The 23,910-nt window shown below is 54.5% G+C and carries 23 protein-coding genes; 14 read left to right on the top strand and 9 right to left on the bottom strand.

Going from position 1 to position 23,910, the window contains the following annotated elements; translation table 11 throughout:
* Nucleotides 1-8 precede the first annotated feature (8 nt).
* The 3 genes from AC6HVW_RS11560 to AC6HVW_RS11550 all read right to left on the bottom strand — a co-directional run bounded on the left by AC6HVW_RS11560 (nt 9) and on the right by AC6HVW_RS11550 (nt 3,491).
* Nucleotides 9-1,793 carry a GMC family oxidoreductase gene (locus AC6HVW_RS11560; RefSeq protein ID WP_071680431.1) on the bottom strand — a complete coding sequence of 595 codons (1,785 nt, stop codon included), beginning with the start codon at nt 1,791-1,793 and terminating at the stop codon, nt 9-11.
* Between the two features lie 2 nt (nt 1,794-1,795).
* Nucleotides 1,796-2,521: a gluconate 2-dehydrogenase subunit 3 family protein gene (locus AC6HVW_RS11555; RefSeq protein ID WP_071680432.1), complete on the bottom strand. Its 726-nt coding sequence runs from the start codon at nt 2,519-2,521 to the stop codon at nt 1,796-1,798.
* A gap of 307 nt (nt 2,522-2,828) precedes the next feature.
* Nucleotides 2,829-3,491 (bottom strand): transglycosylase SLT domain-containing protein, encoded by a 663-nt coding sequence (locus tag AC6HVW_RS11550; protein ID WP_021178197.1) that lies wholly within the window; start codon nt 3,489-3,491, stop codon nt 2,829-2,831.
* A 109-nt stretch (nt 3,492-3,600) separates the two neighbouring features.
* Between AC6HVW_RS11550 and ghoS the strand changes: the two genes are divergently transcribed.
* From ghoS to AC6HVW_RS11520, 6 genes are all read left to right on the top strand, one after another.
* On the top strand, nt 3,601-3,900 hold the full coding sequence (gene ghoS / locus AC6HVW_RS11545; RefSeq protein ID WP_071680433.1) for a type V toxin-antitoxin system endoribonuclease antitoxin GhoS: 300 nt from the start codon (nt 3,601-3,603) through the stop codon (nt 3,898-3,900).
* Nucleotides 3,901-4,029: 129 nt separating this feature from the next.
* Nucleotides 4,030-4,968: a metal ABC transporter substrate-binding protein gene (locus tag AC6HVW_RS11540; protein ID WP_071680434.1), complete on the top strand. Its 939-nt coding sequence runs from the start codon at nt 4,030-4,032 to the stop codon at nt 4,966-4,968.
* Complete coding sequence (locus AC6HVW_RS11535; RefSeq protein WP_021178200.1) at nt 4,965-5,855, top strand: manganese/iron ABC transporter ATP-binding protein; 891 nt, start codon at nt 4,965-4,967, stop codon at nt 5,853-5,855. Before AC6HVW_RS11540 ends, AC6HVW_RS11535 begins: the two co-directional genes overlap by 4 nt.
* Nucleotides 5,855-6,718 (top strand): iron/manganese ABC transporter permease subunit YfeC, encoded by an 864-nt coding sequence (yfeC, locus tag AC6HVW_RS11530; RefSeq protein ID WP_071680435.1) that lies wholly within the window; start codon nt 5,855-5,857, stop codon nt 6,716-6,718. The genes AC6HVW_RS11535 and yfeC overlap by 1 nt, the downstream gene beginning before the upstream one ends.
* Entirely contained in the window at nt 6,718-7,575 is an 858-nt protein-coding gene (locus AC6HVW_RS11525; RefSeq protein WP_071680436.1) for a metal ABC transporter permease, read from the top strand. The genes yfeC and AC6HVW_RS11525 overlap by 1 nt, the downstream gene beginning before the upstream one ends.
* Before the next feature lie 438 nt (nt 7,576-8,013).
* Nucleotides 8,014-8,883, top strand: a complete 870-nt coding sequence (locus AC6HVW_RS11520; protein WP_071680437.1) for a fructosamine kinase family protein — start codon at nt 8,014-8,016, stop codon at nt 8,881-8,883.
* A 39-nt stretch (nt 8,884-8,922) separates the two neighbouring features.
* Here AC6HVW_RS11520 and AC6HVW_RS11515 read toward each other — a convergent pair whose 3' ends face one another.
* Entirely contained in the window at nt 8,923-9,483 is a 561-nt protein-coding gene (locus tag AC6HVW_RS11515; RefSeq protein ID WP_021178205.1) for a YniB family protein, read from the bottom strand.
* Between the two features lie 213 nt (nt 9,484-9,696).
* Between AC6HVW_RS11515 and hxpB the strand changes: the two genes are divergently transcribed.
* The 7 genes from hxpB (at nt 9,697) to AC6HVW_RS11480 (ending at nt 16,568) form a co-directional block, all read left to right on the top strand.
* Nucleotides 9,697-10,362 (top strand): hexitol phosphatase HxpB, encoded by a 666-nt coding sequence (gene hxpB, locus AC6HVW_RS11510; protein WP_021804612.1) that lies wholly within the window; start codon nt 9,697-9,699, stop codon nt 10,360-10,362.
* Between the two features lie 211 nt (nt 10,363-10,573).
* Nucleotides 10,574-11,335, top strand: a complete 762-nt coding sequence (gene kduD / locus AC6HVW_RS11505; RefSeq protein ID WP_071680438.1) for a 2-dehydro-3-deoxy-D-gluconate 5-dehydrogenase KduD — start codon at nt 10,574-10,576, stop codon at nt 11,333-11,335.
* 224 nt (nt 11,336-11,559) lie between these two features.
* Nucleotides 11,560-12,108 carry a metal-dependent hydrolase gene (locus AC6HVW_RS11500; protein WP_071680439.1) on the top strand — a complete coding sequence of 183 codons (549 nt, stop codon included), beginning with the start codon at nt 11,560-11,562 and terminating at the stop codon, nt 12,106-12,108.
* 184 nt (nt 12,109-12,292) lie between these two features.
* Nucleotides 12,293-13,684 carry an L-cystine transporter gene (locus AC6HVW_RS11495; protein WP_071680440.1) on the top strand — a complete coding sequence of 464 codons (1,392 nt, stop codon included), beginning with the start codon at nt 12,293-12,295 and terminating at the stop codon, nt 13,682-13,684.
* 115 nt (nt 13,685-13,799) lie between these two features.
* Nucleotides 13,800-14,714 (top strand): LysR substrate-binding domain-containing protein, encoded by a 915-nt coding sequence (locus AC6HVW_RS11490; protein ID WP_071680441.1) that lies wholly within the window; start codon nt 13,800-13,802, stop codon nt 14,712-14,714.
* Between the two features lie 89 nt (nt 14,715-14,803).
* Nucleotides 14,804-15,682: an SDR family NAD(P)-dependent oxidoreductase gene (locus tag AC6HVW_RS11485; protein WP_217497047.1), complete on the top strand. Its 879-nt coding sequence runs from the start codon at nt 14,804-14,806 to the stop codon at nt 15,680-15,682.
* Nucleotides 15,675-16,568 carry an SMP-30/gluconolactonase/LRE family protein gene (locus tag AC6HVW_RS11480; RefSeq protein WP_071680443.1) on the top strand — a complete coding sequence of 298 codons (894 nt, stop codon included), beginning with the start codon at nt 15,675-15,677 and terminating at the stop codon, nt 16,566-16,568. Before AC6HVW_RS11485 ends, AC6HVW_RS11480 begins: the two co-directional genes overlap by 8 nt.
* A gap of 99 nt (nt 16,569-16,667) precedes the next feature.
* Here the strand turns inward: AC6HVW_RS11480 and kdgR are convergent, their stop codons facing one another.
* Complete coding sequence (kdgR, locus tag AC6HVW_RS11475; RefSeq protein ID WP_059200604.1) at nt 16,668-17,459, bottom strand: DNA-binding transcriptional regulator KdgR; 792 nt, start codon at nt 17,457-17,459, stop codon at nt 16,668-16,670.
* Between the two features lie 228 nt (nt 17,460-17,687).
* On the opposite strand from kdgR, the gene AC6HVW_RS11470 reads away from it, so the two are divergent.
* Nucleotides 17,688-19,079 (top strand): MFS transporter, encoded by a 1,392-nt coding sequence (locus tag AC6HVW_RS11470; protein WP_071680444.1) that lies wholly within the window; start codon nt 17,688-17,690, stop codon nt 19,077-19,079.
* 87 nt (nt 19,080-19,166) lie between these two features.
* Here AC6HVW_RS11470 and htpX read toward each other — a convergent pair whose 3' ends face one another.
* From htpX to AC6HVW_RS11450, 4 genes are all read right to left on the bottom strand, one after another.
* Nucleotides 19,167-20,045, bottom strand: coding sequence for a protease HtpX (htpX, locus tag AC6HVW_RS11465; protein ID WP_021178212.1), 879 nt, complete (start codon nt 20,043-20,045; stop codon nt 19,167-19,169).
* 266 nt (nt 20,046-20,311) lie between these two features.
* On the bottom strand, nt 20,312-22,360 hold the full coding sequence (gene prc, locus AC6HVW_RS11460; RefSeq protein WP_071680446.1) for a carboxy terminal-processing peptidase: 2,049 nt from the start codon (nt 22,358-22,360) through the stop codon (nt 20,312-20,314).
* Between the two features lie 19 nt (nt 22,361-22,379).
* On the bottom strand, nt 22,380-23,093 hold the full coding sequence (gene proQ / locus AC6HVW_RS11455; RefSeq protein WP_021804621.1) for an RNA chaperone ProQ: 714 nt from the start codon (nt 23,091-23,093) through the stop codon (nt 22,380-22,382).
* A 95-nt stretch (nt 23,094-23,188) separates the two neighbouring features.
* Nucleotides 23,189-23,686, bottom strand: coding sequence for a GAF domain-containing protein (locus AC6HVW_RS11450; RefSeq protein ID WP_021178215.1), 498 nt, complete (start codon nt 23,684-23,686; stop codon nt 23,189-23,191).
* Nucleotides 23,687-23,910 lie beyond the last annotated feature (224 nt).

The raw sequence follows: 23,910 nt of genomic DNA, 5'->3' as shown, positions 1-23,910 counted from the left end.
TCGCATCCTCATGCCTGCACCAATGGGCCTGGGTTTTTCAGATACTGCTCGCGTATGGCGCGGGCAGACCAATAGGCCAACGCGGCAACGGTGCCGGTCGGGTTGTAGCCCAGCCCCTGCGGGAAGGCCGATGCGCCGATCGAGAACACGTTATGCACGTCCCAGCTTTGCAGATAACGGTTTACCGCGCTGGTCTTGGGATCTTCTCCCATCACCGCTCCGCCGTTCATGTGCGTAGTTTGGTAGCTGGTGGTATCGAAATGGCTGTTGGCGTTTTTCGGGCTGCCGGAAATCAGTTTCGGGTTCATCGCCTTGGCGATCGGGGCCATCTTGTTGAACATAAACTGCGCCATCTTGATGTCATTTTCCTGCCAGTCGAAGGTCATGCGAAGCAGCGGTTGGCCAAAGACGTTCTTATAGGTCGGATCGAGATCGAGGTAGTTGCTACGATAGGACTGGTGCGCGCCATGCGCATCCATAGAGACATGGTGCGTATAGGCATCTGCCACCGCCGCTTTCCACTTGCTGCCCCAGGCTGGAGTGCCAGGAGGCGTCGGCAGGCCGGAGATAGGCTTGGTACCAGCCTGGTTAACCCAGAACGGTGAGCCACCGACAAAGCCCTCCTTGCCGTGGTCAAAGTTATCCGCGTTGAAATCATCTACGCCGACGCCGTTACCGCCCGCGCCAATAAACGGGTTGGTGTGGACGTCCTTATCAAAGAACGCCTTGATAGTAGTCATGTTCTGGTAGGCAAAATTACGCCCAACCACCCCTTCACCGGTCTGTGGATCGTAAGGTTTGCCAATGCCGGAGAGCAGCATCAGGTGCACATTGTGGAACTGAAAGGCACCGAGGATCACCAGATCGGCAGGTTGTTCAATCTCACGCCCCTGGGCATCGATATAGTTCACCCCGGTCGCCCGGCTTTTGTCGGCGGTCAGGTTAACCTTCAGCACGTTAGCGTTGGTGCGCAGCTCAAAGCGCTTCTCCATCCGCAGTGCTGGCAAGATATTGACGTTTGGCGACGCCTTGGAATACATGTAGCAGGCGTAGCCGCTGCAATAACCGCAGAAGTTACAAGGCCCCATCTGCGCGCCATAGGGGTTGGTGTAGGAATCTGACGTATTGGCAGAGGGCAGATTGTAAGGGTGATAACCCACCTCACGCGCGGCCTTTTCAAAAAGCTGCGCGGAGAAGGTGTTCTTCTGCGCTGGCAGTGGGAAATGGTCGGAACGGTCTGGTGCAAAGGGGTTTCCGCCTTTGCCTTTACCCACCAACTGCCCCTTCACCGACCAGGCAGTGCCTGAGGTGCCGAATACCTTCTCGGCCTTATCAAAGAACGGCTCCAGCTCGTCGTAGCTCACCCCAAAATCCTGGATCGTCATGTCTTTTGGAATAAAGCTTTTACCGTAGCGCTCTTCATAATGGCTGCGCATACGCAGCTCGATAGGATCGATACGGAAATGCACGCCAGACCAGTGCAGGCCAGCTCCGCCCACTCCGGTACCCGGCAGGAAAGCCGCCAACTGGCGATAAGGTACTGCGGTTTGGCTGGTGTTGTGACGGATAGTCACCGTACTTTTTGAAAGGTCCTGGAACAACTTGCGGCGGATATTATAGGTCAGTTCATCGATCACCTGCGGGTAGGAACCGTCTGGGTAGGTATCGCGCATCGGGCCACGCTCAAGCGCCACCACGTTTAGCCCGGCCTCGGTCAACTCCTTGGCCATAATGGCACCAACCCAACCAAAACCGACGATCACCACATCCTGCTTCTTCATTACCGTTGCCATAATTACCCTCTCTCCCCACGAATCGATACCGGTGGGAAGGGATAACGTTCCCCTCGCTCAACCCAGTCCATAAAGTCGGCGCGCGCGCCCGGAAAATTAATCAGCTTCCATCCCACCATTTCTTTGTTACCACCATGGATCGGATCGCTGAAAAATCCTTCACGGGTGTTCTGCAATAGATAAGAGAAGAACAGCTTGGCAGGCAATTGCGTAAACTCGGCCTCACCGGATTCAAACTTCTGCAACAGCGCATCCTGTTGTGCGCCATCCAGCTCGGCGAATGCTTTTCCTGCCGTTTTTTTGCTGTAGGCATCCGCGTCGCTGATACCCAGGTTATAAATCTGTTTCGGCACCAACGGCAGTTGATAGCCCATTTCCGGTGCGACATCGGGATTGAACGGCCCTTGCATGTACCAGATTGAACCGGTGGCATAAGGCGTATTCATCTGCCGATCGATAAACTCCGGTACGCCAGCTTCCAAAGCACCCGGGCCGCGCTCGTCTGCAGGGATCAAACGCGCGACCGCCGCCTGAACAAAGGCCCACTCTTCGGGGGTAAAGAAGGTCGGTTGATAGTCTGCCTGCTTGGGAGTATCGCTAGCGGCAAGCGCGGGGGTGGGCGCCGTCAGGGCACTCACACCACTGCCACCGATAACGGCTGCGGGGATCAGCGTCATCGACTTCAGTAAGAAATCACGCCGGGAGTTGTTGGTTTTATCGTTCGACATAGCACATTCCTTCCAAAAAAAATCACAACTATTTAACCTCAACCTCGCGTTCCATACGGAGTTTAAACATATATTGTTACGTAATTGTTTATTTTTTGAAGGTCAGAATGTGAGCTTTGGCAGCAATGTTACCGGTAACTATTTGATTGAACGTAAAGTTTTCTTTGTTAATGTAAAATTAACAATTTGTGCGGTTTTTTAGTTCAAAAGGCGGGAGAACAGCGAAAATGGGATACGGAGCACATTTTTACCGGAAATAAATAGCAAAACCGGCCCTTTATTGGGGCCGGCTGTAGGTAATCTGAGGCTAGTCGGCCATCGCTTGATAAGCAGTGGTAACCTTCCACAAGTAACGCGGCGCTTGCGGTGCCGGGTGTTTCTTCTGGATATGCTGATAAAACTCGTCCGGGCTCATCTGATTGATGCGGTTTACCGCCACACGTTTATCCGACGAGAAGGTCCGTAACATCGCGCCTGCCCCGTTCACATAGGAAACGATGGTGGCATAGCGTAACGTTTGTGGATTGGTGATCCCGGCTAGCTGCTGGCTTTGAAGAATATTGATATAGGCTGTTCCCAGATCAATATTGACCGCCGGATCCTTCAACTCACGTGAACTTGGCTGCCCGTTCTTTCCCTTCATACGGTAAGCATCGCGTCCAGCGGTTGAGGCTTTCAGCTGCATCAGCCCCACGGCATTCGAGGTGCTGACCACGTTCGGGTTAAACCCAGACTCCACCTGAATGATCGCCTTAATCAGCGTTTCGTCGACGCCATAGTTGCTGGCGGCCTGACGGATATAATCGTTATAAGCGACCGGTGTCCCGGTACGGTTGCTTGGTGTTTGCGGTGGGGTTTTTAGCCAACCGCCCGAAGTGCCACTGCCTGCCTGATTGCCGGTTGTTTGCGGATCTTTCGCACAACCGGCTAATAGTACGATTGCCATCAGGCAACCTATTTTTGTTTTCACAGAATCCCTCACTCCTTTCAATGAGTTGCGTAGCATATACAACTGGTAAGGATACCTGCATAACTTTTTTGGTCTATTCTCAGGCTATCCATATACCAAGAGGTGATTTATGAGTCAATCTTCGTCCATAGGATTTGTGGTGACTTTCACCTATCCGGAACAAAGCTTAACCGATTTAGCCAAATTAACCGGACAAATGACGCTGGCCGGTTTTTCCACCATGCTCAGCGACAGCAACGGCATTCCCCATGAGCTGGGGATCAACAGTTTTTCGCTAACAACGCCATTAAATCAAGAAGATGTCAAACAGTTGGCACAAGGCTTGGGCGAGGTGGCATTGGGGGCAAAACCCGAAGTGGAGATAGTCACTGGCAGTGACTACTTTAAGCGGTTACATCCCGATACATAAAATGTTATAACTCACATGGCGGTACTATTTCATTAACAACAACATAACCCCTTGGCAAAGCTTGGTGATGCTTGACTTCCGCTCAATTGATATTGATAATCATTTTCATTTGAATAAGGAGACGTCTTCATGCCAATGAAAAACAACGTATTTACTCGTCGTCGTTTTAGCTTGTCCCACTTTCGCCCCCTTGCCCTGCTCTGCCTATGCCTCAGCGTTGTTGGTGTGAGCCAACCGGCTTTGGCAAAGGAAAAGCTGCGCGTGGTGACCACCTTCACCATTATCCAGGATATCGCCCAGAACGTGGCAGGCGACGCCGCCGTGGTAGAGTCCATCACCAAGCCTGGGGCGGAAATCCACGACTATCAGCCCACGCCGCGCGATATCGTTAAGGCACAGCACGCCGATCTGATTTTATGGAACGGGATGAACCTGGAGCGCTGGTTCCAACGCTTCTTCGAAAATATCAAACAGGTGCCCGCCGCCGTGGTAACCGAAGGGATCACCCCAATGCCGATCCACGAAGGCCCGTATAACGGTAATCCAAACCCCCATGCCTGGATGTCGCCAAGCAATGCGCTGATCTACATCGAGAACATCCGCAAAGCGCTGGTACAGCACGATCCTGATAACGCGGAAACCTATAACCGCAATGCCAAAGCCTACGCTGAAAAAATCGCGGCGCTGGATGCCCCGCTACGCGAGCGTTTGTCGCGTATTCCGTCAGCCCAACGCTGGCTGGTAACCAGCGAAGGTGCCTTTAGCTATCTGGCCAAAGACTATCAGCTGCAGGAGGTCTATCTGTGGCCAATCAATGCCGACGAACAGGGCTCACCGCAGCAGGTGCGCCGGGTGATTGATACCGTGCGGGCCAACCACATTCCGGTGGTGTTCAGCGAAAGCACCATTTCGGATAAGCCTGCCAAGCAGGTGGCCAAAGAAACCGGCGCACACTACGGCGGCGTGCTGTATGTCGATTCGCTTTCTGCCGCCGACGGGCCAGTGCCCACCTATATCGATCTGCTCAATGCCACCGTGCAAACCATCGCCAAAGGATTCAATCAATGAGTGCAGAGACCTTTATCCGCCCCGAGCTCAGCGTGGATGACGTATCGGTCACCTATAACAACGGCCATACGGCAATCCATAACGCCAGTTTTACCCTTAGCGGCGGTTCGATCTGTGCGTTGGTGGGGGTTAACGGCAGCGGGAAATCGACCCTCTTCAAAAGCATCATGGGCCTGGTAAAACCGACATCTGGCCAGGTGATGCTGAGCGGGCAGCCGGTTGTCGCCGCGCTGAAGAAAAACATTATCGCCTACGTGCCGCAGACCGAGGAAGTTGACTGGAACTTCCCGGTGCTGGTGGAAGACGTGGTGATGATGGGCCGCTACGGCAAAATGAACTTCTTGCGCATTCCTACCAAGGAAGACCGACTGCGGGTCGATAAGGCGCTGGAGCGCGTTGGCCTGAGTGAGCTGCGTAGCCGACAGATTGGTGAGCTTTCCGGCGGGCAAAAAAAACGCGTATTCCTGGCCCGTGCCCTGGCTCAGCAGGGAACGGTGCTGCTGCTTGATGAGCCTTTTACCGGCGTGGATGTCAAAACCGAGAACGCCATTATCGAACTGTTACGTTCGCTGCGCGATGAAGGGCACCTGATCCTGGTATCGACCCATAACCTTGGCAGCGTACCGGAGTTTTGTGACCGGGTGATCCTGATTAACCGTACCGTGCTTGCCGCTGGCCCGCTCGAGACCACATTCACGCAAAGCAATCTGGAACTGGCGTTCGGTGGCGTATTGCGCCATATCAACCTCTCCGGGCCCGATCTGCACGATGACAACGATCCCCGCACCGTGACGGTAATCACCGATGACGAGCGCCCTGCGGTGTTTTATGGCCATACCAAGAGCGATCCTCCGGCGCAAAGCCAGCAAAAGGAGAATACCCCCTGATGCTCGAGATCCTGCTGCAACCATTCAACTACAACTACATGGTCAAGGCTATGTGGGTCAGCGCCATCGTCGGTGCGGCCTGCGCTTTTCTGTCGGCATATCTGATGCTGAAAGGCTGGTCGTTGATGGGGGATGCGCTTTCCCACTCCGTAGTGCCTGGCGTGGCCGGTGCCTATGCCCTCGGCCTGCCCTATGCAGCCGGTGCGTTTTTCACCGGCATGCTGGCCGCGCTGGCGATGACGTTGGTACGCCACGTTACCCGCCTGCGTGAAGATGCGATTATCGGTTTTATTTTCTCCACCTTTTTCGCCGTCGGCCTGTTGATCATTTCGCTCAATCCTACCTCGGTGAACGTGCAGTCGATCATCTTCGGCAACATTCTCGGTATCGCAGATGAAGACGTGTTACAGGTGGAGATTATTATCGGCGTTTCGTTAGTGATCTTATGCCTGGTGTGGAAAGACCTGCTGGCGGTATTTTTCGATGAAAACCATGCGGTATCGATCGGGCTTTCGCCACTCAAGTTGAAGATACTGTTCTTTACCCTGCTTAGCGCCTGCACCGTGGCCGCGCTGCAAACCGTTGGTGCCATTCTGGTGATCGCCATGGTGATCACTCCTGGCGCTACCGCCTATCTGCTGACCGACCGTTTTGGCCGGCTAGTGATTATCGCCATCGCGATCGGCGCCGTGACCAGCGGGTTGGGTGCCTACCTCAGCTTCTTCGTCGATGGGGCAACCGGCGGCGTGATCGTCACACTGCAAACGCTGGTGTTCCTGGCGGCCTTCCTGTTCGCACCGAAGCACGGGCTGTTAGCCTCAAAACGTCGCGTAAACCGTAGCAATTCTCCGGAGGGCAACTGATGGAACTCCTGTTGCAATGGCTCTCTGAGCCGTTCGCCTATCCCTTTATGCAACGAGCCATCATCGCGGCTATCGTCACCGGTGTCGTCTGCGCCGTGCTGTCTTGCTATCTGGTGTTGAAAGGCTGGTCACTGATGGGGGATGCCATTTCTCACGCCGTGCTTCCCGGCATTGTGCTGGCCTTTGTGTTCGGTATTCCGCTGGTGATTGGCGCATTTCTTTCCGGCATTTTCTGCGCAGTCGCGACGGGCTATCTGAAAGAGCATAGCCGGGTAAAGGAAGACACGGTGATGGGGATCGTATTCTCCGGCATGTTTGCCTTTGGGCTGGTGCTGTTTGCCCGCATCGATACCGATCAACACCTCAGCCATATCCTGTTCGGCAATATGCTGGGGATCACCGACGGTGAGCTACGGCAAACGTTGTGGATCGCCGGGATCACGCTGGCAATCGTGCTGCTCAAGCGCCAGGACTTCATGCTCTACTGTTTCGATCCCAATTATGCGCGCGTCATCGGCCTGCCGGTGAAGTTACTGCACTACGGCTTACTGTGCCTGCTGGCGTTAACCATTGTTGCCTCGCTACAGGCGGTGGGGGTGATCCTGGTGATTGCGATGCTGATCGCACCGGGGATTATTGCGTTCACGCTGTGCCGCAGTTTCAACCGGATGTTGATTGTTGCCACCATCGCTTCGGTTTTTTCCTGTGTGCTGGGTACACTGATCAGCTTTCATATCGACGGCGCAACCGGGCCGTGCATCGTGATTGTACAGGCGCTGCTGTTTGTCATCGCCCTGCTCTATAGCCACTTTAAACCCGTGCAACGCAACGAAATCACCGTAGTTAAAAACCATTAAGCCGCCCTCACCCTAACCCTCTCCCCCAGGAGAGGGAACAGAATGTGCCACTGTTGTGGTCTAGTAATATCGAACACCGATAAAGGTTTTTACGCCACCCGCTCCCTGTGGGAAAGAGAACAAAACGTGCCACAGACTGACTGCTGCCCCTACCCGCGGCTCCGCACCAGCTCCCTCGCCCTGTGGGAGAGGGTTGGGGTGAGGGGAAAATCCCTACTATGACGTTTCCCGTGTAACAAGGAACTCGGCAAGTTAGCCTGAACCAAGCAGCATTCAGCATAAGCGTACTTAAATTAATCAATAGCGTATATACTTTGACCAGACACGCGGCGATGATATTTTCGTCAATAGATGGCGCAGCTGTGCGCCACATCGTGTTTTCGCAGCAGGAAAGACGCTAACCTAATGAAATCGCAGGCAACACAGAAGGGGATTACTATGTGGCAAGCCGTTAGCCGTCTGTTGAGTGAACATCTTGGCAGCGCAGAAATCCGCGAAAGGACTGAACTGCCCGGGGGAGAAATCCACCCGGCGTGGCGCGTGAGTTACGGTGACAGCGAGGTGTTTGTTAAATGTGATACCCGCGAAATGTTGCCGATATTTACTGCGGAGGCCGATCAACTGGCCTTGCTGGCTCGCAGTAAGACCGTGCGCGTCCCCGAAGTGTATGGGGTTGGCAGCGATCGCGATTACAGTTTCCTGCTATTGGAGTATCAACCCCTTAAGCCGCTGGATGCGCACGGGGCACACTGCCTCGGGCAACAACTGGCCCGCCTGCACCAATGGAGCGAACAACCGCAGTTCGGCCTCGACTTCGATAACGACCTTTCCACCACGCCGCAGCCCAATGCCTGGCAACGCCGCTGGGCGGAATTTTTTGCCGAGCAACGCATCGGCTGGCAGCTACAGCTGGCGGCGGAAAAGGGCATGACCTTCGGTGATATCGACGAAATTATCGACGTGGTTTATCTGCGGTTGCAACACCATCAGCCGCAGCCTTCCCTGCTGCACGGCGATCTGTGGCCAGCCAACTGTGCTCAGGCCGCGGATGGGCCTTTACTGTTCGATCCAGCCTGCTACTGGGGCGACAGAGAGTGTGATTTGGCGATGCTGCCGCTTTATCCTGAATTGCCCGCCCAGATTTATGACGGCTATCAGAGCGTGTGGCCACTGGAGGCCGGGTTTATCGAACGCCAGCCGCTGTATCAGCTTTATTACCTGCTCAACCGCAGCAACCTGTTTGGCGGCCAACATCTGGTCATGACGCAGCGGGCCATCGACAAGCTGCTCCATCCAGAGACGCTGTAATGTCATGGGCGCCGCATAGGGCGCCCGTTCTTTGCAGATCTACGCCACTCCGGCCATTTGCCCTAGCAACTTGAGCACAAAATAAGCCACCACGGCGATCACCACCGGCAAGATATACAGCGGGAAGTATTGCAGCAAAATGGTGTGGTGTGGCAACGTCACCCGCTCTTCCAATTGCTCACGCGTGTGCCCTTCGCTGCCCTTGGCCTGTTCCAGGATCATCTGATCTTCCAATCCTTCACGGATAAACTTCACCTGACGCGACATGCGCGCACCGGAAGTCTGCAATGCCAGGCCGACAAAAATCAGGAAATAGATAATGATAAACATCAGATTAGCGCCGCTAAACAGGCTCTTATCCACGTCCGGTACCGGTGAGTTGTACCAGAAAATATTCAGGAATGGCGTATTGAAGCGCACCATGTCGACCATGACGTGGACAAAATCCAGCATCACGGCGTTGATCCCTCTGGACTTCTCACTGTGTTGATAAACAAAACCCAGCAGTGAAACCAGCGTTGACAGTAACGCCGGGATGAAAACGACCCATCCGAAAATGCGTTTCAGTATGGCAACGCGCCCAGCCTGTTGATACGTCATGTGTTCCCCTTGTAAGCGACGCAATCGTTGTTGCGCTAAGTCTACCTGTAGTTAATGAAACTCGCCCACCGTTTTCTTTATCTTCCCCCCAGTTCCAGAGAGATCCTGTACTTTGGGAAAACACCCCGGGCCCGAAGGGTGCAGGCGCCTGAACAAAAATGATAGAGTGGCGAAAACATTTTCTTTTACTGGTGCTGCAGGAGTTAATTGTTAATGGCTTATTCGCAACGCATAGCAACCGCAATTTTTGATATGGACGGTCTACTGATCGACTCTGAACCCCTGTGGTTACAGGCAGAAATGGATATCTTCAGCTCATTGGGGCTGGATCTGTCCGATCGTCACAACCTGCCGGATACGCTGGGTTTACGCATCGATCTGGTGGTACGAATGTGGTTCCAGGCCATGCCGTGGCAAGGACCGTCTCAGGAGGAAGTGGCTGGCCGCATTATCGAGCGGGCCATCGAGTTGGTACGGGAAAAGCGCCCGTTGCTGCCTGGGGTGCAACAAGCGCTGGAACTGTGCCGTAGCCTGGATTTAAATATTGGGCTGGCCTCCGCCTCTCCGCTACATATGCAGCAGCAGGTGCTGAAGATGTTCGATCTGGAGAGCTATTTCGATCAGTTGGTTTCAGCCGAATACCTGCCGTACAGCAAACCGCACCCGGAAGTCTATCTGATCGCCGCCGAACGCCTGGGCAGCGATCCACAGCACTGCATTACTCTGGAAGACTCCTTCAACGGTATGATTGCCACCAAAGCGGCGCGTATGAAATCGATCGTGATCCCTGCGCACGAATACAGCCAGGATCCGCGCTGGGCCTTGGCCGACCTTAAGTTGCAAAGCCTCGAGCAGTTGACTGCCGCCCATCTGGCCTGATCTTGACGGCATCGGCCCCGCCGGTGCCCTTTTCCCTGCCCTGCACTCGCAAATAAATAAAACACCATTTCATTTTTATTGAATTAAGACACCATTCAAATTATGCTAGTCGCATAAAGAAAACACCGGGCCATTAGGTGACACTGTCACTGCCACGCAGTTGCTATCGAAAACCCGGTGCTTTCTTCCCTCACGGCAAGAGAGCAACGCTATGATTCTGAATTCTTTCGACTTAACGGGCAAAGTGGCGCTGATCACCGGCTGTAATACCGGCCTGGGGCAAGGCATTGCGATTGGGTTGGCGCAGGCCGGTTGCGACATTATCGGCGTGAACCGCAGTCACCCCCTCGAGACCATGAGCAAAGTCACCCAGACTGGGCGTCGATTCCTGAATCTGAACGCCGATCTCGGCAATATCGACGCCATCCCTTCTCTGCTAGCCACCGCCGTTGAGGTGTTTGGCAGAATCGATATCCTGGTGAACAACGCAGGGATTATCCGCCGTGAAGACGCCCTGAATTTCAGTGAGCAAGACTGGGATGAGGTGATGGACGTCAATATCAAGACCCTGTTCTTTATGGCACAGGCGGTGGCCAAACAGTTCATCAGCCAGGGCAGCGGCGGTAAAATTATCAATATTGCTTCGATGCTTTCTTTCCAGGGCGGCATTCGCGTACCGTCTTACACCGCGTCGAAAAGCGCGGTACTCGGCCTCACCCGGCTATTGGCCAATGAATGGGCACAGTACCAGATTAACGTTAACGCCATTGCACCGGGCTATATGGCCACCAACAACACCCAGCAACTACGTACCGATGAAGACCGCAACCAGCAGATCCTCGAGCGCATCCCGGCAGGGCGCTGGGGAACGCCGGATGACTTGATGGGCCCGACCGTCTTCCTTGCCTCGGCAGCGTCCGACTACGTTAATGGCTACACGCTCGCGGTAGACGGTGGCTGGCTCGCTCGCTGATCTCCATAGCAAACATATCCTTCCTCCAAATTTGAGCGGGCGCAGCATTTGCAGCGCCCCTACATTACCAGTCTTCCTGTATACCTCGTCCGTCATAAACACCGTTTCAACCCTTTGTAAAACGGCGTTAAATTAACAACTCGTTACAGGGTAACCGCTTCCGTAACTGTAAAAATTCCCATATACTGGATAAATTAACAGTTTAGTGGCCGGAATTTAGCAACATGACCGCGGAAGGACATCTCATATTCTCTGTTGCCTGCGCGATCTTTGCCAAGAAAGCGGAGGTGACACCCGTGCTCGCCGCTGGCGATTGGTGGCACATCATTCCCGCCGCGCTACTGACGTCACTGCTACCCGATATCGATCACCCTAAATCCATCCTGGGCCAGCGCCTGCGCTGGATAGCCATCCCGATATCTCGCGCCTTTGGTCACCGCGGTTTCACCCATAGCCTGCTGGCGATCGTCGGCGGCATGTGGCTATTTCAGCTAGAAGTGCCGCGCGGTTGGCCCATCCCCGCGGACGTGCTGCACGCCATGATTATCGGTTATTTCAGCCACCTGCTGGCCGATATGCTCACCCCTGCCGGCGTGCCGTTGCTTTGGCCCTGCCGCTGGCGTTTCTGCCTGCCAATATTGAACTCACAAAAAGGCAACCAGCTGGAGCGGGTACTGTGTATAGTTTTGGTGGCTTTCGCCATCTTCTGGCAAGGGGATTACACCTTTCCCGTGCAGTCGTATTTTGAGCAAATAAAAAATATCCGGCTGTGATCACAAAAAACCGTCTATTTTCCCGCCTTTCCGCTCATTACATCGACGATTTCAAGCCAAAAGTTATATTAAATTCTTTTTAGATATAAGTGCGCTTCATCGCAAACTGTTACGATATTTACATCGCATTACATCGGTGCTTGGCACCTTTAATTATAAAAAAACAAGATTGGAGACATTGGGGATGAATCTACCGCTCGTATTAAACGTGCTGGTTTTTGCCGCCCTCCTTTTGCTGTTGGCGCAAACCCGCCATAAGCAATGGAGCCTGGCTAAAAAAGTGCTGGTCGGCCTGGTACTTGGTGTGGTGTTCGGTTTGGCACTGCAATTGGTTTACGGCGCGGACAACCCGGTACTGAAAGCGTCTATCGGCTGGTTTAACATCGTCGGTAACGGCTATGTACAACTGCTGCAAATGATCGTGATGCCACTGGTTTTCGCCTCTATCCTTAGCGCGGTAGCCAAGTTGCACAACGCTTCCTCGCTGGGCAAAATCAGCTTCCTGACCATTGGTACCCTACTGTTTACCACGCTGATCGCCGCACTGGTGGGCGTATTGGTCACCAACCTGTTCGGGCTGACCGCAGAAGGTCTGGTCCAGGGCACACAAGAAACGGCTCGTTTGTCGGCGATCGAAACCAACTACGCGGGTAAAGTGGCCGATCTGAGCGTACCGCAACTGATCCTGTCATTCGTGCCGAAAAACCCGTTTGCCGATCTGACCGGGGCTAACCCAACGTCAATCATCAGCGTGGTGATTTTCGCTGCCTTCCTGGGTGTGGCTTCGCTGCAACTGCTTAAAGATGACCAACCGAAAGGCCAGCGCGTGCTGGTAGCTATCGATACCCTGCAAGCCTGGGTGATGAAGCTGGTCCGTCTGGTGATGAAGCTGACGCCTTACGGCGTACTGGCGTTGATGACCAAGGTCGTTGCAGGCTCCAATATCCAAGACATTATCAAGCTGGGCAGCTTTGTGGTTGCTTCTTACCTTGGTCTGGCGATCATGTTCGTGGTTCACGGCCTGCTGCTGAGCTTCACCGGCGTTAATCCGCTGAAATTCTTCCGCAAGGCGTGGCCGGTGCTGACCTTTGCCTTCACCAGCCGCTCCAGCGCTGCCAGCATCCCGCTGAACGTCGAAGCACAGACTCGCCGTCTGGGCGTGCCGGAGTCGATTGCCAGCTTCTCGGCTTCATTTGGTGCCACTATTGGTCAGAACGGTTGTGCGGGTCTCTACCCGGCAATGCTGGCGGTGATGGTTGCGCCAACCGTAGGCATCAACCCTCTGGACCCACTGTGGATCGCGACGCTGGTTGGCATTGTTACCGTCAGTTCAGCCGGTGTTGCCGGTGTGGGCGGCGGCGCGACCTTTGCTGCGCTGATTGTACTGCCAGCGATGGGCCTGCCGGTGACCCTGGTCGCCCTGCTGATTTCGGTTGAGCCGTTGATCGATATGGGCCGCACCGCGCTGAACGTTAGTGGTTCGATGACCGCAGGTACCGTCACCAGCCAACTGATGAAGCAGACCGACAAAGCCATTATGGACAGCGAAGACGAAGCGGAACTGGCTCACCGGTAACCCTAGACTGATTTACAACTGAACCGGCGCCCAGGCGCCGGTTTTTTTTCGCCAGGACTACCAATGATATCTCATTAGTATTAGTGTGTAGCAAATAGGATCCGTGGAACCCATTATGATTGAAACCCGCCTGCTACATCAGTTCATCGCCGTCGCCGAGGAATTGCACTTCAATCGCGCAGCGCAACGGCTGCATATGGCGCAGCCCCCGTTGAGTCAGGCTATTCGTCGGCTGGAGCATGAGATCGGCGCTCCCCTGTTTGAACGCACCAATCGCAGCGTGTCGCTTACACCTGCCGGAACCGACTTTCTGGCAACGGCAAGAAAGGTGTTGCGCCTGCTTGATGAAGGCGTCGAACAGACCAGGCGGGTAGCGCAAGGCATCGAAGGCCATCTCACATTAACCTTCATCAATATCGCCCCCTATACCGCATTGCTAGGCGCATTGCAGCGGTTCCGCGCTGTATTCCCCGCCATCTCCTTCACTATGCGTGAGGCCACGACTCAAGAGCAGGTCGAGGCTCTGGAACATAGCCACGCCGAGCTCGGTTTCATGAGGCCTCCGGGCAGGACAGCTCCGGAGCTGCGCTTCGAGTGCATTCTGCGCGAACCCATCGTGATCGCTCTGCCAACCACACACCCTCTCGCGTGCCACGAAATCATTCCACTGATCGCACTACGCGATGACGCCTTCGTATCGTCACCACGACACCTGGGCCAGGGCTTTCATGACCAACTGGTTCAGCTTTGTGCAGCGGCGGGGTTCATGCCACGCATTGCCCAACAGGCGCGGCAGTTGCAAACTCTGGTTGCGTTAGTGGCCAGCGGCTTCGGCGTAGCACTGTTGCCCGCGTCACTGGCGCAGGAGGGTCGCAAAGACGTGGTATTCCGACCAATCCAGGTCAATGCACCAGACGCACTGCGGCATGTGGAATTGCTGATGGCTTGGAACCCACACTCGCCTTGTCCTATTCGAGACAAACTGATCGATGAGGTGCGAGATGCCATGGCATCGGGCGCCCTTGATTGAAACCTGATAAGTCTTGTTTCGGTACAAATAAGATATTTTACACTCAGGAGCGGTCACTCCATCATCGTGCCATTGCCAAACGGAGGTACATGATGACAGATCGACGCTTAGACGAGCTTTTCAAAGACAAGGTAGCTATCGTCACCGGTGCTGGCCGCGGGCTTGGCAACGCTTACGCCAAAGCCCTCTTGAAACGTGGTGCAAGGGTGATCGTTAGCGACCTGGGTACCGGCCTGACCGGCGATGGTGCTGACCCAGACGTAATGAGCGAGGCGGTTCATGACTTGCAGGCCGACCCTGGATCGTTCATCACCCACAACGGGCGCCTGGATAACGAGATGGGTTGCCAGCAACTCGTAGCACTGGCCATCGAGCAATTCGGCGCGCTGGATATCCTGATCCATAACGCTGGTTGGGTCGGCTATCAGCCCATTGAGAAACTGGAAGAGGAATTCCTTGAACGTTCCCTTGGCATCAACGTACGTACGTCGATCTGGTTGAGCAAGCACGCCTGGGTGCATCTCAAGCGTTCCCCATCACCTCGGATCGTGTTGACGACCTCTGATCGTGCCATGTATCAACGCTACGCGCAGCCAGGCCTGACGGCCTACGCCGCTGGCAAGATGGCCCAACTAGGCATCATGAATGCCCTGAGCATGGAAGGAAAACCGGACGGCATCCTGGTCAACGCCATCTCTCCGGTAGCCAAGACCCGCATGTGGGGGATCACGCAGCCTCCGACAGACCTCAAGCCCGAGTGGGTGGTGCCAGGCTTGCTGTATCTGGCCAGCTCGTTATGCCAAGACACTGGCGTGATCCTGCGCGCCAGCAACGGCCAGTTCACCGCCACCCGCTTTTGTGAAAACCCTGGCGTAACCTATCCTACGGATCTGGTGCGCATTGAGTGTGCCAGCGTGGAAGACGTCGCCCACAATTGGCAACGCATCAAGGAGTTTGGCGATGCGTGACGGGGGTCGTCTGCACAAGATCGCCGAAGTCCGCGCCGACCTTGGCGAGAGTCCAGTCTGGGATAAAGACAACAGCCTTTTGTACTTCGTCGATATCTCTGGTGGCAAGATTAACGTGATGACCCCGCAAGCACGGGTGGCAACCGTCTATCAATCAACGGCGCGCATCGGTGCTCTGGCCCTCACGGATAGAGGCAATCTGATCTTCACCGAAGACGCGCGGGTTGCCATTCTTGATCCCAAACAAGGAGTGGTCCGCACGCACTCTACCGCTGTCCATAACAAAACCAGCTATCGGTTCAACGATGGGGCCTGCGACCCGCAAGGACGCTTTATCACCGGCCTGATGCACGAGGGGCCGAACCGTGAGGCCGGAGCGCTGTACCGCTATGACAGTGAACTTAACGCCCAAGCGATCCAGAAGAATATCGCACTGCCTAATGGCCTGGCCTGGTCGGAAGATGGCCACACGCTGTTCTTTGTCGATTCCATCGCACGTTCAATATTTCGGGCCGCATACACTCCCAACGGGGAACTGGGGGCCGTGAGGCGCTTCGCCGAAACCCCAGCCGAACTGGGACGTCCCGATGGTATCGCCCTGGATCGTGCCGGAGGGCTGTGGGTCTGTATGTTCAACGGAGGATGTTTACTGCGCTACGACCGTAACGGCAGCTTGAGCGAGCGCGTCGCCATGCCCGTGCCGCGCCCCACAAGTTGCTGCTTTGGCGGGGAAGGTCTGGAAACCTTATTCATCACCACGGCGCGCTTTGCCATGACGGCCTCAGAACTGGCTGAATACCCTGATTCTGGGGATCTCTTTGCTATTCGTCCAGCCATTGCCGGTGTTCCACGTCACTTGTTCAAAGAGTACGAGATAGGCGCTTAGCATAGCTGTGGGATTTTATAAACCGTGGGGAGGTAACGAAGGCTGGGCGAGAAAGCGTAGGGGCGAAACTATGTTCGGCCCCCTACAACTACGGCAAGCTTAAAACGGGTAGTCGTGATAACCCATTTGCGCTGAAATCAGACGAGCGGCGGTGTGCAACTGCGCCACGTAGCCCTCTTTGCCTTCTTCGGAGAAGCGGATGGTCGGGAAAGAGATGCTCAAGCCCGCGATCACCACGCCAAAACGGTCAAACACGGGCACCGCGATGCAGCGCAAGCCTTCTTCCTGTTCTTCAATATCTTCACCAAACCCCTGCTCACGTACCTTATCCAACAACGGCAGTAACTCTGCAGTGCTGGCGATGGTGTGCGGAGTGCTGCGAGTAAACTCGATATGTGACAGGATTTCTTCCACTTCGCCGCGATCGCGCCAGGCTAGCAGGACTTTACCAATCGCGGTACTGTGCAGCGGGTTACGGCGACCAATGCGTGAATACATACGCAGGTTATACATGGAGTCGATTTTGTGGATATAGACGATGCTGTCTTCATCCAGCGCCCCCAGGTGGATGGTCTCACGCGTCTGGTTAGACAGTTCACGCATCTGGATGTCTGCACTGCGGATCAAATCGACGTTTTGCAGCGATTTGGCACCCAATTCAAACAGCTTGAGGGTCAGCGAATATTTCTCCGACTCCCCTTCCTGTGAGACATAGCCCAGCGACTTCATGGTTTGCAGGAAACGGTAAACGGTACTTTTGGACATCATTACCCGCTGTGAAAGCTCGGTAATGCCGATCTCGCGCTCATCACCCAGTGCCTGCAGGATGCCAAACACTTTCAGCACTGATGAAACGGAATCCGGTTGTTTGTCTAGATCTGCGTTAGCCATGGTTAATACCTTAACTTAACTATTTTTGTTTTAGGAAATTTGAACAAGAGTTTCAGTATAATCGGAACATTTCACCCCATGCAATGGAAGTTGCGCAATATTCGCCATTATTGATGGGATTAGCGGCAGACATCCCACTACTTTTACATTTAGCACAGAAACGGCGGGTGCATTCGGCGGGAAATATGATTAGCATTGTAATATTCCCCCTGTTTAATAACTACCTCCATGACAACGCTTGCAAATTCCGACGGCTTACCCGTCCCGCAACGCTACGGAGCAATCCTGGCCATTGCGCTAGGCATTACCGTTTCAGTGCTTGACGGGGCGATCGCCAACGTGGCCTTGCCGACCATCGCCCGCGATCTTAACGCCAGCCCGGCCAGCTCGATCTGGGTGGTCAATGCCTATCAGCTGGCGATCACCATTTCGTTGCTATCGCTGGCTTCCTTGGGCGATCTGATTGGCTATCGCCGTATCTATCAGGCTGGTCTGCTGGTATTCAGCATTACCTCGTTATTCTGCGCCCTGTCCGATTCACTATTCACCTTGACGATTGCCCGCGTACTACAAGGGTTTGGTGCCGCAGCGATTATGAGCGTCAATACCGCCCTGATCCGCATTATCTACCCACAACGCTTTCTTGGCCGAGGCATCGGGATAAACTCGTTGATCGTAGCCTTCTCTTCCGCCGCCGGGCCTACGGTCGCCGCCGCCATTTTATCCGTGGCCTCTTGGCAGTGGCTATTTGCCATCAACCTGCCGATCGGCATCGTCGCACTGATGCTGGGGATGAAATTTTTGCCGGCTAACAGCCAGAAAAGCAGCAATCAGCGCTTTGACCCTACCAGCGCGGTGATGAATGCCCTGACGTTTGGTCTACTGATCACCGCCATCAGCGGTTTTGCCCAAGGCCAAAGCCTGCTGCTGATTGCCGCTGAAATCGCGGCGTTGCTGGTGATTGGTTACTTCTTTGTGCGCCGTCAGTTGCGGCAAACATCCCCTTTACTGCCGGTGGATCTGCTACGCATCCCTATTTTTGCGCTGTCTATGGGCACATCGATCTGCTCTTTTGCCGCCCAGATGCTGGCCATGGTGTCGTTACCCTTCTTCCTGCAGGCCTCTCTGGGCCGTGACGAGGTGGCGACGGGTTTGCTATTAACTCCCTGGCCGTTGGCCATTATCGTGATGGCGCCGATTGCAGGCCGCCTGGTGGAGCGTGTTCATGCGGGGTTACTGGGAGGGATTGGTTTGGCGACTTTCGCGCTCGGCTTGTTCCTGCTAGCGCTGTTGCCACATAACCCGACGGATCTGGATATCATCTGGCGCATGGTGCTGTGCGGTGCGGGCTTTGGGTTATTCCAGTCGCCTAACAACCACACCATTATTTCTGCCGCCCCACGTCACCGCAGCGGCGGAGCCAGTGGCATGCTGGGCACTGCGCGATTATTGGGGCAAACCTCTGGCGCGGCGCTGGTGGCCCTGATGTTCAACCTGTTCCCCACCAGCGGCACACACGCTTCGTTGGTGTTGGCGGGGATCTTCGCCAGCGTCGCTGCCGTAGTGAGTTGCCTGCGTATCACTCAACCCCGTGCGAATCTCGCTGAACCTGGCAAATAGCTTATCGGACGCAGCATGCATGTTATCTGCGGCGCCCGCTTGAATAGCAAAAACCCCGGCGAGCCGGGGTTTTCGTTTGATACCGGGTTATTTCAGATACTGGCCGGAACGCAGCGCTTCGATACGCTTGTCCAACGGCGGGTGCGACATAAACAGCTCGCTGAACGACTTGGATTTGCCGTTGATGCAGAAAGCCATCAGGGTGCCCGCTTCCTGCGGTTCATAGCTGGTTTTCAAGCGTTGCAGCGCAGCGATCATCTTCTCGCGGCCGACCAGTTTGGCTGAACCCGCATCGGCGTGGAATTCACGATGACGTGAGAACCACATGGTGATAATGCTGGCCAGAATACCAAATACCAGCTCCAACACCATCGAAACGCCGAAATAGATCATTGGGTTGCCGTTACCTTCACCTTCCCCATCGCGGTTACCGAGGAAACCGGCGGCCACCTGGGCAATCAGGCGCGACACGAAGATCACGAAGGTGTTCACCACCCCTTGGATCAGCGTCATGGTCACCATGTCGCCATTGGCAACGTGGCTGATTTCGTGGGCGATCACCGCTTCCGCCTCATCACGGCTCATGCTTTGCAACAGGCCGGTACTGACTGCCACCAGCGATGCATCGCGGCGAGCGCCGGTCGCAAAGGCGTTGATGTCCGGTGCCTGGTAGATGGCCACCTGCGGCATGGCAATACCCGCCTGCTGCGATTGGCGGCGCACCGTGTCCAACAGCCAGCGTTCGGTTTCGTTACGCGGTTGCTCAATCACTTCCCCACCGACGGAGCGCAGCGCCATCCATTTGGACATCAGCAGTGAAACAAACGCACCGCCAAAACCGAACAGACCGGCCATGATCATCAGGCCCTGAACGCTACTGGATTGGATCCCTGTCAGGCTAAGCACCAGCCCGAAAACCAACATCACCGCCAGGTTGGTGAGCAGGAACAAAGCTATACGCATCATAGAATGTTTACTTCCTCGTTATTTGTTAACAAAACGCGACCTCAGATACCCAGATCTTATGGGCATTGGTCACAATTTCAAGATTGGCAGGCCATTAAGCCACTAAAAATACGTAACTTTACAAAGTCACGAAGAAACAAGGGTTTTACAAAGTGTAAACGATCTCTGAGCCCAGAGTGGAGACCTCAACAGAAATTTTAGTGCGGGTATGGCAAAAAAAAAGCGCACCCGAAGGTGCGCTCGATAGCGTTAAACCCGCAAATAACTTACTTGGCGGCGGCCGTCTGTTGCGATGGCTGCTGCTTTTCGTTATTGGCCAGATCCAGTGCGATCTTGACCGTTTCATCCAGATACGGATCCGGTTCCTTGTAGTCCTTTGGCAGGTCTTCCAGGGACTTCAGCGGTTTCTTACCCTCACGCTCCAGACGCTCATTAATACGCTTCAGGCGCGTAGCATCATCGTCATGGTTCTCTTTCTCACGGGTAGCCAGATTAAGAGAAACGATGTTGCGCTTGTCTTTCAACGCCTTGTAATGGGCAATATCCTGCGCGATGTATTGGAACTCTGGATCCTTGGCGATACGCTGCGCATGGTCTTTCAGCAGTTGCGGTTCAAACGGTTTCAAATCACCGGTTTTGGTGTAGGCAGCTGCATTGACGCTATCCCACGGCATGGCGTTATCTTCGAAGCTCTCGCCGGTTTCTGCCGGATCGATCCCCGTTGGCATCAGAATATCTGGCGTGACGCCTTTACGCTGGGTGCTGCCACCGTCAACGCGGTAGAACTTCTGGATGGTGTACTGGACAGAACCCAGTGCAGGCCATTCAGGACGCAGCATCTGATCGTAAATCCGGTTCAATGAACGGTACTGCTGCACCGTGCCTTTACCAAAGGTAGGCTCACCCACGATCAGCGCACGACCATAGTCTTGCATTGCCGCAGCAAAAATCTCGGAAGCGGAGGCGCTGAAGCGGTCAACCAGCACCACCAGCGGGCCTTTGTAGTAGACAACGCCGTCGTTATCCGCATCTTCGCGGATCTTGCCGTTGTTATCACGCACCTGAACAACCGGGCCACTTGGGATAAACAAACCAGAAAGCGATACCGCCTCGGTCAATGCCCCGCCGCCGTTGCCACGCAGATCGATAATCAGACTGTCGACATTCTGCTTGGCCATCTTTTGCAGCTGGACTTTAACGTCATCGGTCAGGCCAACGTAGAAGCCAGGGATGTCCATCACTGCGACCTTCTGCTTGCCGACGGTCTTGATAGTCATTTTAACTGCGCGATCTTCCAGGCGGATACGCTCACGAGTCAGCGTAACTATCCGGGTTTTGGTGCCTTTACCTGCCGGCAGGATCTCCAGGCGAACCTTGCTGCCCTTCGGCCCTTTGATCTGCGAGACGACGTCGTCAAGACGCCAGCCGATCACGTCAACCATCGGTTTGCCTGCCTGGCCAACGCCGACAATACGGTCGCCAACGGCGATCGCCTTGCTCTTGGCTGCCGGGCCGCCTGCCACCATGGAGTTGATCACGGTGTAATCATCATCCATCTGCAACACGGCACCAATCCCTTCCAGCGAGAGACTCATCTCGGTATTGAACTGTTCGGTATTGCGTGGAGACAGGTAGTTGGTGTGCGGATCGATTTCGTGGGCAAACGCGGTCATGATCAGCGAGAACACGTCTTCGCTGTTGCTTTGCGTCAGGCGTTTGATCGCAAACTGATAACGCTTGGTCAGTGTGTCACGGATCTCTTTATCCGTTTTGCCGGTCAGCTTCAGGTTCAACTGATCGTATTTGACCTTGGCATCCCACAGACGGTCCAATTCAGCCTTGTCTTTCGGCCACGGCGCTTTGCTGCGGTCGACGTCAATGGTGTCGTTGCCGGTGAAGTTCATCGGCTTGTCGAGCAACGATAGCGCATACTGATAGCGCTCAAAGCGGCGTTTTTGCGCCAGATTGAACAGCGCATAAGGCGTAACCAGTTTGCCGGATTTCAGCTCTTCACCCAGCGTGCTGCGTTTGTCGGCAAATTGCGCGACGTCGGAGGCCAGCAGCACATTGTGGCTGTAGTCCAGCATATTCAGGTAGCGATCGAAGATCTTGCCTGAAAAATCCGCATCCAGAGCAAACTGGCGATAATGAGAGCGAGTGAAGCGCGAAGTTACGCGCTCACTCACGGTTGCATGTTCAGCTTCCTGCTCAAGCTTGGGCAGTTGATCGATGCGGATGTTGGCTGTATCCGCTCCGTAACTGACACCCGCCCACAGCAAAGCCGCAACTGCGGTTAATCTGACAAATTTGTTCATGCCTTGGTTGGCCTCCGTATCAGAACTGCAAGTGTTCTGCGCGCACAATCATCGCCAGACCGGAGGAGAGCTGTACACGAACGCCATCTTTAGCGATTTCGAGTACGGTTGCGTCCATCGCGCTCTGACCTGCTCTGACTTTGATTTCCTGGCCAATTTGCAGTTTTGAGATGTCTGTGACTGGCACATGACGCGGCTGGCTGGCCTCTTTGGCTACACGAGGTTCACGAGCTTGCTGTGGGCGTGCTTGTTGTGGGCGCGGCTTGCGGTTCTCTGCTGCGGCTCCGCCTTCACGACGTACGGCTGGCTTTTTGCCGGCAGGACGCGGACGACGAGGCTCGGCAGTGGCAGACTCACCAGCAGCTTCACGTTTTTTGGCATTCTGTTCGGCACGCTGTGCCTGAACGCGCGCTTTGGCTTCTTCAAGCTGCTGGCGAGCATGATCGACATGCTGCTGTTCCAGCTCACCGCACGGGTTACCGTCCAGGTCTACACGCTGGGCGCCAACTTTGACACCGTACAGGTAACGCCAGCTTGAGGTATACAGGCGCAAAGCTGAACGCAGCTGCGTTTTGCTGAGGTTCTCTTCCCCTTGTACACGTTCTACCAGATCCTGAAAAATACCGATTTTCAGCGGGCGTGCTTCGCCTTCGGCGCTAAAGCAGAGCGGGAAACGCTCGGCAAGAAAAGCAATGACTTCTTTAACTGTGTTCAACTTGTGTTGATTTTCCATGAAATTTCCTGATTACAACGGGTTGCCAACAAGCCGCAGGCATGAACAGGCGTCATTATAATGACGCCATCGCTAAATGCCACGTTAACCGTAGATCAACTTGCCGCTACAGTGACATATTTCGCAAAATTGCTCTGTGCCAGCCGTGCGCAAAGCCCCGCCACCACTGCTTTCAGGCCGATTTCGTCCTGTTCATCGAAGCGTTGATAAACTGTGCTGTCGATATCCAGAACACCGATGACCTGACCACTGACGTCTAACGGCAACACAATTTCCGCGTTGCTGGCGGCATCGCAGGCGATATGTCCAGGAAATGCATGAACATCGCCAACGCGCTGCACCTGATTCTGCGCCGCTGCCGTACCGCACACGCCCTTACCCAACGGGATCCGCACGCAGGCAATCTTGCCTTGGAACGGACCTAGCACCAGTTGATGGCCTTCCATCAGGTAAAAACCGACCCAGTTCACGTCATCAAGACGCTCATTGAGTAGCGCACTGGCGTTAGACAATGCGGCGATAAAATTATCTTCCCCATCCAGCAATGCGCTCAAATCGCGTTTTAATTCCGCGTAGAATGATTCTTTAGTCATGATTAACCGTTCAAATACTCAAATAGCCCCGACTTAACCCGTATAAAATAAGCATTAAATGCGTATAGCCACAAGGTTAATCATCTGTTGCTTCACAAAACACGGTACAACAGGGTATGTTTGCCGTCTAAAAATCATTTGTAACCTGCGATGCTAATCCCTTTTTACCGGTTGATGGCATTGACAGGTTGGTTTTCAAGCTACGCTAAGTAGACCTCAGGTCG

It is taken from the genome of Serratia sp. NCCP-200 (assembly GCF_059697885.1).
The sequence above is the reverse complement of the archived record's forward strand: the minus strand, read 5'-3'. Positions and strand labels throughout refer to the sequence as shown.

What these genes read in the sequence shown, in the direction of transcription:
- AC6HVW_RS11485 (WP_217497047.1), top strand. Translation starts at nt 14,804, where the DNA reads ATGATGACAGATCGACGCTTAGACGAGCTTTTCAAAGACAAGGTAGCT.
- proQ (WP_021804621.1), bottom strand. Translation starts at nt 23,093, where the DNA reads ATGGAAAATCAACACAAGTTGAACACAGTTAAAGAAGTCATTGCTTTT.
- AC6HVW_RS11515 (WP_021178205.1), bottom strand. Translation starts at nt 9,483, where the DNA reads ATGACGTATCAACAGGCTGGGCGCGTTGCCATACTGAAACGCATTTTC.
- AC6HVW_RS11525 (WP_071680436.1), top strand. Translation starts at nt 6,718, where the DNA reads ATGGAACTCCTGTTGCAATGGCTCTCTGAGCCGTTCGCCTATCCCTTT.
- AC6HVW_RS11470 (WP_071680444.1), top strand. Translation starts at nt 17,688, where the DNA reads ATGACAACGCTTGCAAATTCCGACGGCTTACCCGTCCCGCAACGCTAC.
- AC6HVW_RS11555 (WP_071680432.1), bottom strand. Translation starts at nt 2,521, where the DNA reads ATGTCGAACGATAAAACCAACAACTCCCGGCGTGATTTCTTACTGAAG.
- kduD (WP_071680438.1), top strand. Translation starts at nt 10,574, where the DNA reads ATGATTCTGAATTCTTTCGACTTAACGGGCAAAGTGGCGCTGATCACC.
- hxpB (WP_021804612.1), top strand. Translation starts at nt 9,697, where the DNA reads ATGGCTTATTCGCAACGCATAGCAACCGCAATTTTTGATATGGACGGT.
- AC6HVW_RS11540 (WP_071680434.1), top strand. Translation starts at nt 4,030, where the DNA reads ATGCCAATGAAAAACAACGTATTTACTCGTCGTCGTTTTAGCTTGTCC.
- AC6HVW_RS11450 (WP_021178215.1), bottom strand. Translation starts at nt 23,686, where the DNA reads ATGACTAAAGAATCATTCTACGCGGAATTAAAACGCGATTTGAGCGCA.
- AC6HVW_RS11490 (WP_071680441.1), top strand. Translation starts at nt 13,800, where the DNA reads ATGATTGAAACCCGCCTGCTACATCAGTTCATCGCCGTCGCCGAGGAA.
- ghoS (WP_071680433.1), top strand. Translation starts at nt 3,601, where the DNA reads ATGAGTCAATCTTCGTCCATAGGATTTGTGGTGACTTTCACCTATCCG.
- AC6HVW_RS11535 (WP_021178200.1), top strand. Translation starts at nt 4,965, where the DNA reads ATGAGTGCAGAGACCTTTATCCGCCCCGAGCTCAGCGTGGATGACGTA.
- prc (WP_071680446.1), bottom strand. Translation starts at nt 22,360, where the DNA reads ATGAACAAATTTGTCAGATTAACCGCAGTTGCGGCTTTGCTGTGGGCG.
- AC6HVW_RS11560 (WP_071680431.1), bottom strand. Translation starts at nt 1,793, where the DNA reads ATGGCAACGGTAATGAAGAAGCAGGATGTGGTGATCGTCGGTTTTGGT.
- AC6HVW_RS11520 (WP_071680437.1), top strand. Translation starts at nt 8,014, where the DNA reads ATGTGGCAAGCCGTTAGCCGTCTGTTGAGTGAACATCTTGGCAGCGCA.
- yfeC (WP_071680435.1), top strand. Translation starts at nt 5,855, where the DNA reads ATGCTCGAGATCCTGCTGCAACCATTCAACTACAACTACATGGTCAAG.
- AC6HVW_RS11500 (WP_071680439.1), top strand. Translation starts at nt 11,560, where the DNA reads ATGACCGCGGAAGGACATCTCATATTCTCTGTTGCCTGCGCGATCTTT.
- kdgR (WP_059200604.1), bottom strand. Translation starts at nt 17,459, where the DNA reads ATGGCTAACGCAGATCTAGACAAACAACCGGATTCCGTTTCATCAGTG.
- htpX (WP_021178212.1), bottom strand. Translation starts at nt 20,045, where the DNA reads ATGATGCGTATAGCTTTGTTCCTGCTCACCAACCTGGCGGTGATGTTG.
- AC6HVW_RS11480 (WP_071680443.1), top strand. Translation starts at nt 15,675, where the DNA reads ATGCGTGACGGGGGTCGTCTGCACAAGATCGCCGAAGTCCGCGCCGAC.
- AC6HVW_RS11495 (WP_071680440.1), top strand. Translation starts at nt 12,293, where the DNA reads ATGAATCTACCGCTCGTATTAAACGTGCTGGTTTTTGCCGCCCTCCTT.